This window comes from Micromonospora fiedleri (assembly GCF_016774385.1).
Classification (GTDB): domain Bacteria; phylum Actinomycetota; class Actinomycetes; order Mycobacteriales; family Micromonosporaceae; genus Micromonospora; species Micromonospora gifhornensis.
On sequence record NZ_JAETXL010000006.1, the window covers coordinates 493,883 to 510,218 of the forward strand.

The 16,336-nt window shown below is 70.8% G+C and carries 15 protein-coding genes; 8 read left to right on the forward strand and 7 right to left on the reverse strand.

The window, feature by feature from the left end; genetic code table 11:
* Window positions 1–70 precede the first annotated feature (70 nt).
* Window positions 71–1,255, forward strand: coding sequence for a serine hydrolase domain-containing protein (locus JMF97_RS19345; protein WP_307816990.1), 1,185 nt, complete (start codon window positions 71–73; stop codon window positions 1,253–1,255).
* 51 nt (window positions 1,256–1,306) lie between these two features.
* Here JMF97_RS19345 and JMF97_RS19350 read toward each other — a convergent pair whose 3' ends face one another.
* Both JMF97_RS19350 and JMF97_RS19355 read right to left on the reverse strand, forming a co-directional pair.
* The gene (locus JMF97_RS19350) at window positions 1,307–2,134 is read right to left on the reverse strand and encodes an alcohol dehydrogenase catalytic domain-containing protein (RefSeq protein WP_238359604.1); all 828 of its coding nucleotides are present in this window, start codon (window positions 2,132–2,134) and stop codon (window positions 1,307–1,309) included.
* 180 nt (window positions 2,135–2,314) lie between these two features.
* A complete protein-coding gene (locus tag JMF97_RS19355) occupies window positions 2,315–3,190 on the reverse strand; it encodes an alpha/beta fold hydrolase (protein ID WP_203222803.1) in 876 nt (291 codons plus the stop codon).
* Between the two features lie 127 nt (window positions 3,191–3,317).
* On the opposite strand from JMF97_RS19355, the gene JMF97_RS19360 reads away from it, so the two are divergent.
* Window positions 3,318–3,623 (forward strand): hypothetical protein, encoded by a 306-nt coding sequence (locus JMF97_RS19360; protein ID WP_013734679.1) that lies wholly within the window; start codon window positions 3,318–3,320, stop codon window positions 3,621–3,623.
* A 36-nt stretch (window positions 3,624–3,659) separates the two neighbouring features.
* Here JMF97_RS19360 and JMF97_RS19365 read toward each other — a convergent pair whose 3' ends face one another.
* Window positions 3,660–5,012 carry an FAD-binding oxidoreductase gene (locus tag JMF97_RS19365; RefSeq protein WP_203222804.1) on the reverse strand — a complete coding sequence of 451 codons (1,353 nt, stop codon included), beginning with the start codon at window positions 5,010–5,012 and terminating at the stop codon, window positions 3,660–3,662.
* Between the two features lie 47 nt (window positions 5,013–5,059).
* On the opposite strand from JMF97_RS19365, the gene pdxR reads away from it, so the two are divergent.
* Window positions 5,060–6,481, forward strand: coding sequence for a MocR-like pyridoxine biosynthesis transcription factor PdxR (gene pdxR / locus JMF97_RS19370; protein WP_203222805.1), 1,422 nt, complete (start codon window positions 5,060–5,062; stop codon window positions 6,479–6,481).
* Window positions 6,482–6,484: 3 nt separating this feature from the next.
* Here the strand turns inward: pdxR and JMF97_RS19375 are convergent, their stop codons facing one another.
* Window positions 6,485–8,065, reverse strand: coding sequence for a DUF4139 domain-containing protein (locus JMF97_RS19375; RefSeq protein ID WP_203222806.1), 1,581 nt, complete (start codon window positions 8,063–8,065; stop codon window positions 6,485–6,487).
* 585 nt (window positions 8,066–8,650) lie between these two features.
* Here JMF97_RS19375 and JMF97_RS19380 point away from each other — a divergent pair.
* Entirely contained in the window at window positions 8,651–9,553 is a 903-nt protein-coding gene (locus tag JMF97_RS19380) for a helix-turn-helix domain-containing protein (protein WP_203222807.1), read from the forward strand.
* Window positions 9,554–9,702: 149 nt separating this feature from the next.
* Complete coding sequence (locus JMF97_RS19385) at window positions 9,703–10,374, forward strand: MerR family transcriptional regulator (protein ID WP_203222808.1); 672 nt, start codon at window positions 9,703–9,705, stop codon at window positions 10,372–10,374.
* Here JMF97_RS19385 and JMF97_RS19390 read toward each other — a convergent pair.
* A complete protein-coding gene (locus tag JMF97_RS19390) occupies window positions 10,334–11,377 on the reverse strand; it encodes a class I SAM-dependent methyltransferase (RefSeq protein ID WP_238359605.1) in 1,044 nt (347 codons plus the stop codon). The genes JMF97_RS19385 and JMF97_RS19390 overlap by 41 nt on opposite strands.
* The gene (locus tag JMF97_RS19395; protein ID WP_233579346.1) at window positions 11,374–12,642 is read right to left on the reverse strand and encodes an MFS transporter; all 1,269 of its coding nucleotides are present in this window, start codon (window positions 12,640–12,642) and stop codon (window positions 11,374–11,376) included. Before JMF97_RS19395 ends, JMF97_RS19390 begins: the two co-directional genes overlap by 4 nt.
* Window positions 12,643–12,811: 169 nt before the next feature.
* Between JMF97_RS19395 and JMF97_RS19400 the strand changes: the two genes are divergently transcribed.
* From JMF97_RS19400 to JMF97_RS19410, 3 genes are read left to right on the forward strand one after another with little or no spacing between them, the layout of a single operon-like run.
* Window positions 12,812–14,053 carry a YcaO-like family protein gene (locus JMF97_RS19400; protein WP_203222809.1) on the forward strand — a complete coding sequence of 414 codons (1,242 nt, stop codon included), beginning with the start codon at window positions 12,812–12,814 and terminating at the stop codon, window positions 14,051–14,053.
* Window positions 14,050–15,432: a TfuA-like protein gene (locus JMF97_RS19405; RefSeq protein WP_203222810.1), complete on the forward strand. Its 1,383-nt coding sequence runs from the start codon at window positions 14,050–14,052 to the stop codon at window positions 15,430–15,432. The genes JMF97_RS19400 and JMF97_RS19405 overlap by 4 nt, the downstream gene beginning before the upstream one ends.
* On the forward strand, window positions 15,416–15,592 hold the full coding sequence (locus JMF97_RS19410) for a hypothetical protein (protein ID WP_013734689.1): 177 nt from the start codon (window positions 15,416–15,418) through the stop codon (window positions 15,590–15,592). The genes JMF97_RS19405 and JMF97_RS19410 overlap by 17 nt, the downstream gene beginning before the upstream one ends.
* A 99-nt stretch (window positions 15,593–15,691) precedes the next feature.
* On the opposite strand, the gene JMF97_RS19415 is transcribed toward JMF97_RS19410, so the two are convergent.
* Entirely contained in the window at window positions 15,692–16,303 is a 612-nt protein-coding gene (locus tag JMF97_RS19415; protein ID WP_203222811.1) for a copper resistance CopC family protein, read from the reverse strand.
* Between the last annotated feature and the right edge of the window lie 33 nt (window positions 16,304–16,336).

The following is a 16,336-nucleotide window of genomic DNA, read 5'->3' on the forward strand; positions in this document are numbered from 1 at the left end:
TCGGGACGGTTCGACATTTTCACGGATCGCTGCAGGTCGCATGCGCTCCGCAGAGTCAAGGGGAGGTTCTGTGCACACCATCGGGAAATCCACGGGGATCCGCACCGGTCGACGGGTGACGGCGGCGCTGACCGCCGTCGCGATTGTCGGGTCCGCCGCGGTCGGCGTACGGCTCGCTGACCCGGCGGCCGCCGAGCCGGCAACGGACACCGTCCAGGCCGGTCTGAACGAGTTGGTGCGGGCCGGGGTCGCGCCCGGGGCGCTCGCGTCGGTACGGGACCGCAACGGTCGCGTCACCCACTACACGGCCGGCGTCGCCGACCTGCGTACCCGGGCGAAGGTGCCCACCGACGGCTACATCCGCATGGCGAGCAACACCAAGATGTTCACCGCCGTCGCCGTCCTGCAACTCGTCGACGACGGCGCAATCAGCCTGGACGAGCCGGTCGAGACGTACCTGCCGGGTCTGGTGCGCGGCAATGGCTTCGACGGGCGCACCATCACCGTCCGGCACGTGCTGGAGCAGACCAGTGGCCTGCCGGACTACGATCTGCCGCACGTCTTCGAGTGGCGCGACAGATACTTCGAGGCGCGCGACCTGCTCGACTCGGCCTTTGCGAAGGAGCCGACGAGCCCGGTGCCGGGCACCACGATGGACTACAGCAACACCAACTTCATCCTGGCCGGCCTGCTCGTGCAGAAGGTGACCGGACGGCCGATCAGCGAGGTGATCACCAACCGGATCATCGACCGGGTCGGGTTGCGGAAGACCTACTGGCCGGGCGTCGGCGACCAGGGCATCCGCAAGCCGCACGCGAACGGTTACCTCCCCCACCCCGAGACCGGCAAGTGGACCGAGATCACCCGGCTCGATCCCTCCATCGGCGGGGCCGCCGGGCAGATGATCTCCACGCCGAGCGACCTCAACCGGTTCCTGGTGGCGTTGCAGGACGGCAAGCTGATCAAGCCGGCGACGCTGGCGCAGATGCGGACCAGCAACCCGTTCTATCCGGGCGGCGAAGCCCTGCCCGACCTGGTGTGGCACTACGGGTTGGGCACCGTCGGGTTCGACCTGAGCTGTGGCGGTCGGGCCTGGGGGCACGGGGGTGACATCGACGGGTACTCCAGCCGGACCGCGATCACCGCGGACGGTCGCGCGGTGACCCTCGTGGTGACCGCCGACTCCAGTCCGGTGCCGGACGGTGTCTTCCGGGTGCTCGACGCCTTCGACGCCGCGTTGTGCGCCGGCCGGTAGCCGTACGCCGATCAGCCGCCTCTGCGGGTCCCGCAGGGGCGGCTGCTTCCATCACGGGCGCAGGACCGCCTTGATCACGTCCTGCCGCTTGTCGAAGTCGATGACCTTGTCCACGCCGGGCAGCTTCTCCTCCCCCAGCGGCAGGCCACGCCGGGCCCGGTCGGCCCGGATCTGCTCGACCGGATCTCCCTGCCGGAAGTCCACCGGCACCGCGCCCATCTCCTCGGCCTTGCCCAGCCGGGCGTCGACGTGGTCGACGCTGTAGACGGTGCGGGCGCCGAGCAGGCCGGCGGAGTACGCGGCGAGCAGTCCGATCGTGCCGGCGCCGAACACGGCGACGGTGTCCCCGGCGCGTACGTCGGCGAGGGTGGCGGCGGCGTGCCAACCGGTGACGAAGGCGTCGGCGAGCAGCACGAAGTCGTCCTCGTACGCGTCCCCCGGCTCGCCCGGCAGGGGCAGGCAGTTCGCGTCGGCCCACGGCACCCGCAGCAGTTCGGCCTGCGCGCCCGGATACGGGCCCATGCCCACATAGCCGTACGCGGCGCCGAGTCCGTCGGGCCGGGCGCGCAGACACAACGCGGACAGGCCACGGGCGCACATGGCGCAGACACCGCAGAACAGGTGGGTGGGAATCACCACCCGGGTCCCCGGGCGCACGGTCTGCACCGCCGACCCCACCCGTTCGACCACGCCCAGCGGCTCGTGGCCGAGAACAAGCCCGGGCGGTGCGCCGGTACGCCCGTCGTACATGTGCAGATCCGTGCCGCACAAGGCGGTGGAGGTGATCCGTACGACCGCGTCGGTCTCCTCCTGCACCTCGGGGTCGGGTACCTCGCACACGTCGACACTGCGTACGTCGCGATAGACGACAGCCCTCATCCTCACGCCCTTTTTCGTCGCGGGAGCACAGCCGCCGGCACCGCGGCCTTCGCGCAGCGTGGGCGGCCGGGCGCACGTTTCGCACCATACGGTCCGCCGCTGACCACACGCAGGGCTTTGCCCCAACGACGCCACTCGGTCGCCACCGTGCAGGTCGGCGCGCCCGACGACGGGTCGGGCTCAGCTGTTGTCGAGCACGAACGTGCGCATCAGGTCGGCGCACTCGATCGCGTGGGTCTCCAGCAGCAGGTGCCCACCGTCGTAGAGGTGTGCGTCCATGCGGTCGAGAGCGCGGTGGTACGCGAGGACCTCCTCGACGTCGAAGTACGGGTCGTGCCGTCCCCACAGCACGAGCGCCGGCGGCTGGTGCACGCGGTGGTATTCGGCGATCTCGGCGAAGCGGGCGACGTGGTTGGCGTAGTCGGTGAAGAGCGCGAACTGCGCGTCGATGTTGCCGGGTCGGCTCATCCGCTCCCAGTCGAGGTGCCACGACTCGGGTGCGTGCAGGATTCGCACGTGTTCGGGCAGCCCGGCGAGGTACTGGTCGCGGGTGCCCGCGAAGTTCAACCAGTCCGGCAGCGCGGCGCGCCGCTCGTCGGTCGGGTCGGCCCAGTACGCCCGGGCGCTGTCCCACTGCTCCCCCAGGCCGTCGTCGTGCGCGTTGCCGCTCTGCACGATAAGGCCGCGGATGCGGGCCGGGGCGCGGGTGGCCAGGTGGTAGCCGACCGGTGCGCCGAAGTCGTGCAGGTAGACGAAGAAGCGCTCGACGCCCAACTGGTCGAGCAGGTGCTCGACCGTACGCGACAGATTGCCGAAGGTGTAGTCGTAGTCGCCGACGGTCGGCGACGACGACATGCCGAAGCCGGGCAGATCCGGCGCGATCACGTGTGCGACGTCGCCGATGACGGGCATGACCTGGCGGAACGTGTGCGATGAGCTGGGAAACCCGTGCAGCAGCAGGACGGTCAGCCGGCCGGGACGCCCGGCCTCGCGGTAGAACACCTCCACGCCGTCGACGTCGGCCTGCCGGTGCCGGACCTTCTGAATGTCCTGCATGTGTCCGCCTCCCAACATCCAGGCTAGGTCATTCGCCACCTCGCAGGTGCCATCGGGAGCAAGACCGAAGATGCGCATCCGGCGGCGGTGGGCGATCGTTTGCCTTTCAGCCGCTGAAGGGACGACGATGCGCCAGACCACGGTCATTCGCTACACCACCCGGCCAGAGGTCGCCGACGAGAACGCCAAGCTGGTCGAGGACGTCTTCGCCGAACTGGCGCAGACCCGGCCGGCCGGGCTGCACTACGCGACGTTCCGGCTGGGTGACGGCACCGAGTTCATGCACGTGCTGGTGGCCGAGGAAGGCTCGACCGCGCTCACCGACACGGCCGCGTTCCAGCGTTTCCAGGAGGGCATCCGCTCCCGCTGCGCCGCCCCACCCCAGTTCGAACAGGCCACGGTGGTCGGCTCGTACGGCTTCGGTGACATCTGAGCCGTTCCGCCATCTGCCACTTTGCTCGAGACCGGCTCAGGCATGCCTGGGCCGGATGTTGTGGTTGAGGTGGAAGACGTTCTGCGGATCCCAACGGGTCTTGACTGTGGTGAGCCTGGCGATCTTGGCGGCCGGGTAGGCGCGGCGTACCCCGCGTCGCCCCTCGTCGGCGGCGAGTGAGTTGACGTAGACGCCCCCGGCGTACGGGTCGAGGGCGGCGGCGGCCGCGCGCGCCGCCACCATCCGGATGTCGTCTTCCGACGGGTCGGTCCAGCGTGCGTCGGCACCGAACTCGAACAGGGTGCCGCGGTGGCTGAACGCGGCATCGGTGTCGGCGACGTCGGCGATGGCACCACCGTGCGCCTGGAGTCCGGCTCCGGGCAACAGGGTGCCGGCGTGCAGGTCCGAAGCGCCGCGCAGCAGGAACGCCTCGATCGCCGTGGACGGGAACTGCCGCAGGTAGTGCGCGCGGGAATAGCGACGGTAGGCGGGTCCGGCGACGGTGTCATCGCGCTGCTGGAGTGCGAGGTAGGACGGCATGGTGACCCGCTCGGCGATCGGGCGTCCGAGCGCGCGCATCGCCGGCAGCAGCCGATGCGCGGCGGCGGGATCGCCGACCCAGACGAAGCCGATGGTGGCGACCGGACCGCTGGTCGTGCTGCTGACCTCGGCGGTGAAGGTCGCCTGCCGCGGCGCGACGGCGTTGAGGTCTCGCCAGCCTTCGAGCACCGCAACGGCGTCCTCGGCGCGGAAGTCGAACTCGGCGACCAGGGTCTGCGTACCGGTGTGGTGCAGTTGGAATTCGAACTCGGTGACGATGCCGAAGTTGCCCCCACCGCCGCGCAGTCCCCAGTAGAGGTCGGGGTTCTCGGTGCGGCTCGCGGTCACCACCTGCCCGTCGGCGGTGACGACCGTGTAGGAGACGACGTTGTCGCAGGCCAGCCCGTGTTGGCGAGCGAGCCAGCCCATGCCGCCGCCGAGGGTCAGGCCACCGACGCCGGTGTGCGAGACGTTGCCGGCGGTCGTGGCGAGTCCGTACGGCTGCGTCGCCTGGTCGACTGCGCCGAGCAGCGCGCCGCCCTGCACCCGGGCACGTCGCCGGACCGGATCGACCCGGACGCGGTTCAGCAGGGTCAGGTCGACCATCAGGCCGTCCGCGGGGACGGCGAGACCGGCCACGTTGTGCCCGCCGCAGCGCACCCCGATCTCCAGATCGAGTTCGCGGGCCAGGCGCACCGCGATCACCACGTCGCTGACGCTCGCGGCCCGAACGATCATCCTCGGCCGGCGGTCGATCATGGCATTCCAGACGGTACGGGCCGCCTCGTAGCCCGGGTCGCCCGCAGTGAGCAGGCAACCGTCGAGGCGGGGACTCTTCGCTGTCGTCATGTCTGCGACCCTGACAGGAATCGGTACACCCGTTAAGGTCCGATTGCATGGGGCTGTCCAGGACCAATTCGAGTACGGCGGCCGACCTGCTCATCGATGTCGACCGTTCAGCGGCCGAACCGCTGCACCGGCAGATCGCCTCCTCCATCCGGCGCAGCATCCGGGCCGGCCGGTTGCGTCTCGGCACGTCTCTGCCGCCCACCCGCACCGTCGCCACCGATCTGGGCGTGTCCCGCGGTGTCGTGGTCGAGGCCTACCAGCAACTCGCCGCCGAGGGCTACCTCACCAGCCGGTCGGGCGGCTACACCCGGGTCGCGGTCGATCCGGCGGCGACGCCGGAGGGTCACCGTCCCAGGGTTCCGCCGGCAGCCCGGATCGACTTCGGGTACGGCCGTACCGATGTGTCGTCGTTTCCCCGGGCCGCCTGGCTGCGGTCGGTACGCACGGTCCTCACCACCACACCGAGCGAACGTTTCGCCTACCCCGACGGGCGCGGGGTGCCCGAACTGCACACGGCCCTGGCCGACTACCTCAACCGGGTTCGCGGCACGGCGGCCCGCCCGGAGAACGTGGTGATCTGCAGTGGCTACGGACAGGGCGTCGCGCTGCTGATCCAGGTGCTCGCCGCGCGCGGAGCGCGCCGGCTGGTGGTCGAGGACCCGTCCTCCGACGGTGACGCCCGTCCCGTCGCGATCGCCGCCGGTCTGGAGGTGGTCGGCGTCCCGGTCGGGCCGGACGGCATCCGCGTCGAGGAACTGGAACACCTCGACGCGGACGCCGTCGTGCTGACCCCCTCGCACCAGTGGCCCACCGGCGGGGTCCTGTCAGCCGCCGCGCGGACCAGGGTGATCGGCTGGGCGCAGCGCCGCCGCGCCGTGGTCATCGAGGACGACTACGACGCGGAGTACCGCTACGACCGGTCACCGGTCGGCGCCATGCAAGGGCTGGCACCGGACACCGTGGTGTACTGCGGCACGGCGAGCAAGACCCTGGCCCCCGGGCTGCGACTCGGCTGGCTGCTGGCACCCGCACATCTGGTCGACGACCTCACAGCTGCCAAGGTGCTGGCCGACCGGGGCTCCGGCGTCATCGACCAACTGACCTTCGCCGACTTCCTCACCCGTGGCGAGTTCGACCGGCACCTGCGGCGCATGCGCCCGATCTACCGCCGCCGCCGCGACGCGCTCGTGGCCGCACTGCGTACCCGACTGCCCGAACTGGAATCGGTCGGTGTCGCGGCGGGTCAACATGTCGTGACCTGGCTCCCGCCCGACCTCGACGAGGCCACGGTCGTGGCCGCCGCGGCCCGGCACGGACTGGTCGTGCAGGGCATCTCCCGGTACCGGCTGAATCCCACCGGGCCCGGCGGGCTGATCTTCGGCTACGCCACCCTCACCGAACGCGCCATCGCCGACGGAGTGCAGGCCCTCGCCGCCGCGGTCGGCGAGGCTCGTGGGGGGTCGCGCTGACGGCTACTCGCGCCAGCCGGTCAGCTCGACCCCCTTGGCCAACTCGACCCGGAAACCCAGCGCGATCTCGCCGCTGTCGCCGGGTGCCAGCGACAGCCGCCAGGTCAGCTCGCCCATCTCGGTACGCTCGACCGGCGGTGGCACGACCGTCGTCTCCCGTACCACCACTCCCTCGTCGCGCGAGACCGGGAGCTGGTCGCGCACCTCGACGGTCGCCGGGCGCGGCGTGTGGTTGGCGACGGTGATCAGGTATTCCACCTCCCGTCGCCGGGTCGAGCCGAGGGTGGCCTTGGTCTCGGTGCGCCGGTGCAGCTTCCGCTCCACCCGCAGCCGGTCGTCCACGCCGAGCGCCACCTCGGTCTCCTCACCCGGTGCCCACGTCGGCAGCCTGGTGGACGCGACGAAGTCGGCGTCGTGGAACACCGCGGCCGGGCCGGGCAGCAGCGTGTGCTCGGAGGTGTTGCGGACGGTGGCACGCAGATGCGCGTCGGCGGCCCGCACCGGCACGGTGACGTGGTCCAGTCGGGCCGGCAGCTCCAGCACGGCGATGGTGGCCCGGTGCGCGCTGCCGTCGGCCGGCACCGCCACCGGCCGGGCCGGCCGGTAGGTGGCCGCGCTGATTCCCTGCTCCACCTCGGCGACGCTCTCCTGCAGCTTCGGACGCGCCGCGGCACGGACCGGAAAACCGCCGGCCGGCGCCGGCCCGGGCGGCGGCGGCGGCATCATCATCGGCGTGCCCGCCGACATCGCGACCGGCGACACCTGTCGCACCCGGTCGAGATACCACGGCGACAGTTCGGGCACCCCTGTCGTCGCCGCCGGCCGGGCGGTGGAGAGCTGGAGTTCACACTCCGGCCAGTCCTCCCCCGTGCTCTGGCTGACCGCCCCGAACCAGGTCACGGTCATGGTGTCGTCGACCAGCCGCAGATCGTAGGAGGGCTGCCACCGGGCCCCGTCCACGAGGTAGGTCAGCTCCAGTTCGATGTCGGTGTCGTCGACCTCCGCCGCCAGGATCACCTCGACGGCCAACCGATCCGGTGCCCGTTTGCCCTGCGCCGCATCGAGATCCCGGCCGACCGCGGCCAACTCCTCCGCCAGCTCGGTGCGCCGACGGGCCAGCGCACGGCGGCGGGCCCGGGAGTCGGCGAGCTGCGCGGCCACCGCGTCGGTGAAGGTGGCCACGTCGCCGGGGGCCGCGTCACCGGCGGCCAGGGCACGGGCGTACGTGCCACCGGCCCGCTCGGCCAACCGGGCGAGGAACTGTCCGCGCTGCTCCTCGATCCCGTCCGCGTCGTCCACCTCGGCCAGTTCGTCGGCGATCTCGCGGCGACGCTGCTCCAACCCGACCACCTGCGTGTCGGTGCTGCGGGCCTGCCGCCAGGTGGTCACGTCCACACCGAGCACGGTGGCCGGACCCCGACCGCCGACCCGGACCGAGTCCCGGCGCAGCCCGAGCGGCAGCGGCGCGATGCGTACCCGGTGTCGGCCGGCGGTCAACCGGGCGACACCGCGGCGGGTGACCCGCGCCCGGTCCGGATAGACGGTGACGCCGACGACTGGTGCATCGATCTCCGCAGTGTCCACGACGGCGAGAGTAGTCGAGGGGTACAACTCCTAACTTATGGTCAATTCAGACCAACCGTCGTTGAGCCGGAAGAAGCGCCGCAGCTGCGCAACCTCGCGGTGGAGACCACCGACAGGACAAGCCACTCTCGTACGAATGGACATCGCCACTGGTCGCGACACCGGTTGCACTTCGCCACCGACGACGGACGGTCGAATGGTGCGCTTTCGGGCTGTTCGCACCGCACCGAAACAGTTGTCCAGGCAGCTGCCCGAATAGCTATCAGCGCTATCCGAAGTAGTGCGTGCCACTATCCGCACACGCGCTTGAGCTGCAAAAACGTCGCCCACAGAAGGCCATTACTTCCCGATTGCGCACAGCGACCAGGCGGTTGCGCAGTCATTGCGACCAGATGACCGGCTCCGCTAATCTCGACGCCAGGCACAGCGCCGGGCGGAAACGGCAAACCGCCACAATTGGAAGCGCCGACCATTTGAAAAAGCGCTCCCGAATTGTCGCCCACGCAGAAATCGCCAGTAATTGCAGTAACACCAGGTATGGGATCGTGCCTGATCCCGCTCGCCATCGGGACCGAGGTGGAGCAAATGGAAGAGTCAGTTGAGCTTGCGGTGAAACGCGCCATCGGAATGATGCACGACAACCTCGGTGAGCAGCTCACCGTGGACGACCTGGCCCGCGCGGCCATGTTCAGCAAGTTCCATTTCACGCGGATCTTCCAGCGGGCCACCGGGGTCTCGCCCGCCCGCTTCCTGTCGGCTCTGCGGCTTCAGCGGGCCAAGCACCTGCTCAAGTCGACGTCGCTCAACGTCGCGGACATCAGCCTGCGGGTCGGCTACAACAGCGTGGGCACGTTCAGTTCGCGCTTCACCCGCAGCGTGGGCATGCCACCGACCACCTACCGTCGGCTGGCCGGGTTCGCGACGCACATCCCGATCGACCGCTCCGGCAGACTCGGCCAACCGTCGGCGGCCCGCGTCCGGGGCAAGATCTTTCCCGGGCCCGACGTCGAGCCCGGTCTGATCTTCGTCGGCATGTTCGCCGACCGCATCCCGGAGGGCCGGCCGGTGCGCTGCGCCGTGCTGCCCGAGCCGGGCCACTTCACCTTCGAGGAGGTGCCGAGCGGCAGCTGGTACCTGCTGGCGCAGTCGGTGACGGGCGATCCGCAGCAGTCGGTGTGGGACGCCTCCCAACCCGAGCAGCAGGTGTCGGTGGCGTCCTACGGTCCGCTGACCGTACGACCGGACACCGATATCGAGGCGGAGCTGACCCTGCAACCGGCGGGAGCGCTCGACCCACCCGTGCTGCTGGCCCTGCTCGACGTCCGCAAGCTGGCCCTGTCCATGACCGGGCAGGACGAGGCCGGGCGGGACGAGACCGGACGGGAGAAGACCGGGCGGGAGGACATCGGGCGGGCGGAGACCGCGCCGACCGCGCTGCGCCCCCAGCGACACTTCGCCTCGGCCCGGAACCACCGGCCCGCCGCCTGAACGGCGCGGCCGGCCGGACCGGTCCGAGCTTATTCACCCGCCCGAGGGAACGGCACCCACAATTCCCATCCGACAGGATTTGGGAGATTTGACCCAGGCTCCTCTGTGGAATACTGCGGAGGGCAAGTTGCCGATCGCCTGGGGGATGCATGCGAATCTCGGATCTCAGCAGGAGATCAGGCGCACCCGTTGCGACCATTAAGTTCTATCTGCGGGAAAAGCTCCTTCCGGCCGGCACCCCCACCGGCCGCAACCAGGCCGTTTACGGCGAGGAGCACCTGCGACAACTCCTGTTGATCCGTTCCCTCACCACGATCGCCCACCTCGATCTTTCGTCGGTTCGGGACGTGCTCTCCGCCATCGCGGACGACGATATGTCCCTGTCCGGCCTCTATGCCGTCACCGATCGTGCGGTGTTCGGCCTCGAATCGGAGACCCCGGAATCGGCGCACCTGAAAGACGCGCAGGCCGAGGTCGACGAATTCGTTCATCAACTCGGTTGGCAGCTTCCCGCCGACACCCCGGCCGCCGTCCGGCTCGCGCAGGTGCTGGCGGCCCTGCGGCTGCTGGGCTGCGCGTGCGGCACCGACTTCCTGACCCCGTACGCGGAAGTGGCCGAGCGGCTCGCCGCGCACGAGCTCGCCCAGGTGCCGGAGCAGTTCGAGCGCGACGACCGCGCCGCAGCGGCGGTGCGTTCCGTGCTGCTCGGTGTGGCCTCCGCGGCACTGCGCCGGATGGCCCGGGAACACCTCGTGCAGGAACGCCTCAACGGACAGGCGGTCAGTGCGGACGGTGGAACTCTGCCCGCCACCGGGCCGTGAGGTCGCCACCGTCGATGGTCAACTCCTCGATCCGCACCGGCACCAGCCCGTCGGTGCCGTACGCGTCGATCTCCGCGCGGGTCAGTGGCCAGGGCGGCACCACATAGGTGGACCCGTCCGACCGGTACGCGATGACCAGCAACGTCCCGCCCGGCGCCACCAGTCGACCGACGTTGACGATCGCGGTGTGCCGGGGCGGCTCGGGTAGCGCCTGCACGGTGATGACGTCGACGACCAGGTCGAAGGCGCGGATCCAGTCCGTCGGCGGGTCGAGCAGGTCACCCACCGCGTACTCGGTTCCCGAACCGCGATGACGGTCCCGGGCGACCTTGATCGCGCTCTCGGCCACGTCGAAGCCGAGCGCCTGGAACCCCAGGCCGGTGAGGAACTCCGCATCGGCGCCGAGGCCACACCCGGTCACCACCGCTCGGCGGCCGGCACCGCGTACGCCCTCCCGCTCGGCCCACTCGGCCAGCAACGGATGCGGGAAGGTCCGGTCCCACGGCATGTCCACCTCGCCGCGGACCCCACCGGCGTACAGCTCCTCGAACCAGCCGGTCGTGTCCCCGGCGGCGATCGCCCGCGCCGCCAACCGGTCGCCCTGCGGATCCCAGCCACCGCTGGTCAACCGGATCAGGGCCAGCACCGGGTCCGGTCCGTCGAGCGGGATCGTCGGCACGGGCAGCTCCCCCGGGTGGGTGCCGGCCGGCACCGACACCGACTCGACCCGGTCGGCATGGTGGTGAGCCATCCGCGCGGCGGACGCGCCGCCCACCAGATGCGCGCGACGCACCTCCCAGCGGTCCAGCGCCGCCAGCGCGGCGGTCGTCGAGTTGGGGTCGTCGTCGGCCGTGCCGTCGGTCTCGTCGTCGAGCCGGATCACGAACCGGGTGGCTGCGGCGAGCCGGCGGCACACGTCGTCACCGGACAGGCCGACGGGCAGGTCCGCGGCGAACAGCAGGATCGCCGGATGACGCCGGTCACCCCAGGTGCGCTGGTTCATGCCGTGCTCAGCTCCTTCGCCGGGGAGTCGGACGCCGCCGTCGGCAACACCCGCATGTGCCGTAGTGGGGACAGGAAGGTGGGCAGGAAGACCAGCATCTGACCGATGGCGGCGATCCACAGCACCGGGCGTACGCCCAGGTGTTGACCGAGCACACCGGCGACGATGCTGCCCACCGGCATGCTGCCCCAGACCAGGAAGCGCATCGTCGCGTTCATCCGGCCGAGCAGGCGCGGTGGGGTCAGCAGCTGCCGGAAGCTGAGCTGGGTGATGTTGTAGACCACCGAACCGAACCAGCTGACCGCCGAGCCCGCCGCCGCGAGCCAGAGCAGCCATCCCCGCTCGGCCAGCGGCAGCAGCAGCCCGAACGGGGCACTGAACGCCATCGCCATCCAGATCGTCGGCCCTTGACCGAGACGCGCGACGATCGGTCGTACCGCGACGGCACCGAGCACCGCGCCGGCGCTGACGACGGAGAGGAAGACCCCGATGGCGCCGGGCGCGAGTTCGAGGACCCGGGCCAGCAGGATCACCTGCATCACCGTGGTCATGGCGCCGAAGAAGTTGGCGAGACTCGTGCAACTGGCGGTCGCCCGCAACAGCCGATGGCCGATCACGAACCGCAGGCCCTCGACGATCTCACGACGCAGGCTGGCGCCGGGAGACGGAACCGGCAGTGGCTCCCGGCGGCGGATCCGCACGACGAACAGCGCCGAGACCAGGTAGGTGACGCAGTTGACCACCAGCGCGTACGGCGCGGTGAGCCACTGCACCAGCAGACCACCCGCGGCGGGCCCGGCCACCCAGTTGACGCTGCGGACGGCCTCCAGCCGGGAGTTCCCCTCGATCACCTGATCGGGGCGGACCAGGTGCGGCAGGTAGCTCTGGTAGGCCACGTCGAAGAACACCGTGCCGACACCGATCAGCAGCGCGACGGCGTACAGCTGCGGCATGGTGAGCCAGCCACCCCACCAGGCCAGCGGCACGGTGATCAGCACCAGCGCGCGGACCAGGTCACCGGCGATCAGCACCCCCCGCCGACGCCACCTGTCGACCCAGGCACCGGCGGGCAGCCCGATGAACAGGAAGGCCGCCGTCTCGCACGCCGCCAGCAGGCCGACCTCGAACTGGTCGGCCTGCAGCGCGAGCACCGCCACCAGCGGCAACGCCATCAGGCTCACCTGGATGCCGAGCTGACTGACGGCGTCGGCAACGAAGAGTTGGCGGAAGTCATGCTCGCGCAACAGGCCCGCCCGAAATCTCACGCAGGCAGCGTGCGTCAGCCACAGTGGCGGGTCAAGGGTGCGCCCGGCCGTAGCCAGGAGCACAGCAACCTCGAAGGTGCGGCCCTCCGACCTGGCCCAACAGGATGGTCATCGATGTACCGCGGGCCCGGCCTCGGACCGGACGCGTCGACGTCTTCGGGGGGTGGTTGTGCTGAGCACGGCAGTGGAAGCCGGTACGGGCAAGACGTACCGCGACGGTACGGACCGGGCGATCGCGCCGGCCGAGACGTGGCAACGGGTCCTCCCCCGGCTCCCCGAGATGGGCATCACGCGGGTCGCCGACGTCACCGGCCTGGACCACATCGGTGTTCCGGTCTTCATGGCCGTGCGCCCGAACTCCCGCGGCCTCACCGTCGCCCAGGGCAAGGGTCTCAGCGTGGACGCCGCCCGGGTGTCGGCGGTGATGGAATCGATCGAGGCGTACCACGCCGAACGGATCGAGGCGCCCCTGCTGCTGGGCTCGTGGGATGAACTGGCCCGGCACCGCCGGCTCGTGGACACCTCGTTCCTGATCACCGCCGCCGGAGAGCCGCTGCGCCGGGACCGCCGACTGCTCTGGATCGAGGGCACCGACCTGATGAGCGGAGAGCCCGTCTGGCTCCCCTTCGACCTGGTGCACAACGACTACACGGGCGCCTCGCAGGCCGGTCAGTCGCCGTTCGCGGTGACGTCGAACGGTCTCGCCTCCGGCAACCACCTGCTCGAAGCGACGAGCCACGCCATCTGCGAGGTGATCGAACGCGACGCCGAGGCGCTCTGGCTGGCCACTGCCAAACAGCGGCAGGACGAGTTGCGCGTCGACCCGGACACTGTGGACGATCCGGCCTGCCGGCACGTGCTCGACACGCTCGCCGCCGCCGGGGTCGCCGCAGCCTGCTGGGACATGACCACCGACATCGGCCTGCCCTGCTTCACCGTCGACATCGCCGAGGATCCCCGGGTGTCGATCAGCCGGGTCGCCGTGGCGCAGGGTCAGGGCTGTCACCCCCGGCGCGAGATCGCGCTGCTGCGGGCGCTGACCGAGGCGGTGCAGAGTCGGCTGACGGTGATCGCCGGATCCCGCGACGACTTCTACCGCTCTCTTTACGTACGGGCCAACGACCTGGACAACCGCGAGGCGGCCTGGCGTACGTGTGCCGCAGGGAACGCCCCGCGCCACTTCACCGACGTGCCGACCCGGGACAACGCCTCCTTCCAGGAGGACATCGAGCACGAGTTGGCGGCGTTGCGGCAGGCCGGCATCACCGAAGCCATCCAGGTGCCGCTCGGCGGTGAGCAGCTCGGCATCTCCGTCGTCCGGGTGATGCTGCCCGGCGCCGAGCACGCCCCGACGCCGGACACCTACCACCCGGGCCCGCGGGCCCGCCGACTGCGGGAGGCCGGAGCATGACGATCCACGTCTTCCTGGGCCCCACGCTGCCGCGCGAGCGTGCCCAGGAGCTGCTACCGGAGGCGACCTTCCTCCCGCCGGTCAGCCAGGGCGACGTACTGCGGTCGGTCGCGCGCCGGCCCAGCGCCATCGGCATCATCGACGGCCGGTTCCACGACGTGCCGGCGGTCTGGCACAAGGAGATCCTCTGGGCCATCAGCCGCGGCATCCCGGTCTACGGCAGCGCCAGCATGGGTGCCCTCCGCGCCGCCGAGCTGGCCGCCTTCGGGATGCGGGGCGTCGGTGAGATCTTCACGGCGTACCACGAGGGCAGCCTCAACGACGACGACGAGGTCGCCGTCGCGCACGCCGACGCCGACGACGGGTACCGGCCGGTCAACGAGGCCATGGTGAACGTACGGGCCACCCTGGCGGCGGCGGCCAACGCCGGGATCGTCGCCGAGCGGACCGCCACGGATCTGGTGCAGCTGGCCAAACAGACGTACTACCTGGGTCGCAGCTATCCGCAGTTGCTGGCCGCCGGCGAGGCGGCCGGTCTGCCCGCCGACGAGTTGGCCGCCCTACGGGCATGGCTGCCCGGCAACCGCGTCGACCGCAAGGCGCGCGACGCCGAGGCCATGCTCCGGCTGATGGCGCAGGAACGCGGCGCCGACGTCCCCCCGGCGAACTTCACCTTCGAGCACACCGCCTTCTTCGAGCAGGCCCGCCAGACCGCGGGCGAGCTGGGTGGGGTGGCGGGCGCGGCGGCGAACACGGACGACGGGGACCCGGCCTCGGTCACGGCCCTGGAGATCCTGGACGAGCTGCGCCTGGACCCGGTCCGCTATCGCACGGTCTGGGAACGGGCCGCGCTGCGGGCCACCGTCGACGCGGCGCACCCGGAGCCGCCCGCCGATCTGCCGGCGGCGGCGGCCCGGTTCCGCCGGCTGCACGGGTTGACCGGCACCGCGGAGACCCAGGCGTGGCTGGACACCAACGGCATCGACGTCAACCACTTCGGCACGCTCGTCGGTATCGAGCAGCAGGTCGAGGAGACCATGGAGCAGCTGAGCGAGATGATGCCGCTCGCCGTGCTCGACGTGCTGCGCATCGACGGCGAGTACGCCCCGCTGTGCCAACACATCGCCGCCAAGCGCAGGACCCTGACCGAGCACGGCCTGGACGGGTCCGGACCCACCGCGGACGGCGACACCACCCGGCAGCAGCTGCGGTGGTACTTCGACATGATCGGCCGGCCGATGCCGCAGTCGCTGGAGAGCCACTGGCGGCCCCTCGGCTTCGTCGATCAGCGGGATTTCCTGCGAGCGGTACGGAGTGAATACCACTACCGGACGCTCGCTGACAGGACAGAGAGGAGGGAATATGAAGGGGATCACTGATCTCGAGCTCTCGGCGGAGAAGCCGGCCACGATGATCGCCGCCAACGGCAACTACGCGTTGGTCGCGGGCAAGGGCAACATCGCCCGGCTGCGCACGTCGCCGCAGAGCACGATGCTCAGTGCCGAGAGCGCCGCGGCGCTGATGGCACCGCTGAGCTGAGGCACCAGAGGTCAGGGCCCGAACGCACAAGCGTTCGGGCCCTGATCTCGTTGTGTGTGCTGGGCCTGCTCGGCGATGGACCGAGGACGTCGACCGGCCCTACCCGCGGGTGTCGGACTCGTCCTCGGGCTCACGCAACACCCAGCGGGCCCCCGTCGTCGTCTTCCTGGGGCGGCGCACGACGAGCAGCACCACCACGCCGACGAGGACCAGCCCGTTCAGCGTCAGCATGCTCGACCTGATCCAGTCGGGGCCGTGGCCGGCGTGCCGCTGCTGCACCGACTCGCGGGTCCGCTGGGCCACCTCGGCGCTCAACGGCGCGGGCGGTGCCCCGGTGCCGACGCTGAACCGTCTGATGCCGGTCAGGTCGCTGCCGTCGGCGAAGACCACGTGGAAGGCGATGGTGTAGTCGCCGCCCGGCTTCAGCGCCACCGGCATCCGCAGGCTGTTCCCGTCGGCCCTGGCAAGGGCGCCGGCGGTGCGGTCCTGACCTGCGTCGTTGCGCACCGACACGTGTGACTCGTCCACGTCCGGCCGGTGGGAGAAGGTCAGTGTCACCACCGACGGCGCCGCGTCCAGCGCGGCACCGTCGGGCGGGTCGGAGGCGGTCAGGTCACCGGCGGCCAGCCCGACACCGGGGGTCGCGGCGAGCGCTGCGGCGACGAACACGGTGAGCAGGGCAGCACGCAGCCGGCCGGGGCGGGCCGTCACCTCGCCGCCCCCACCGGCCGGAGGAGATCCTCG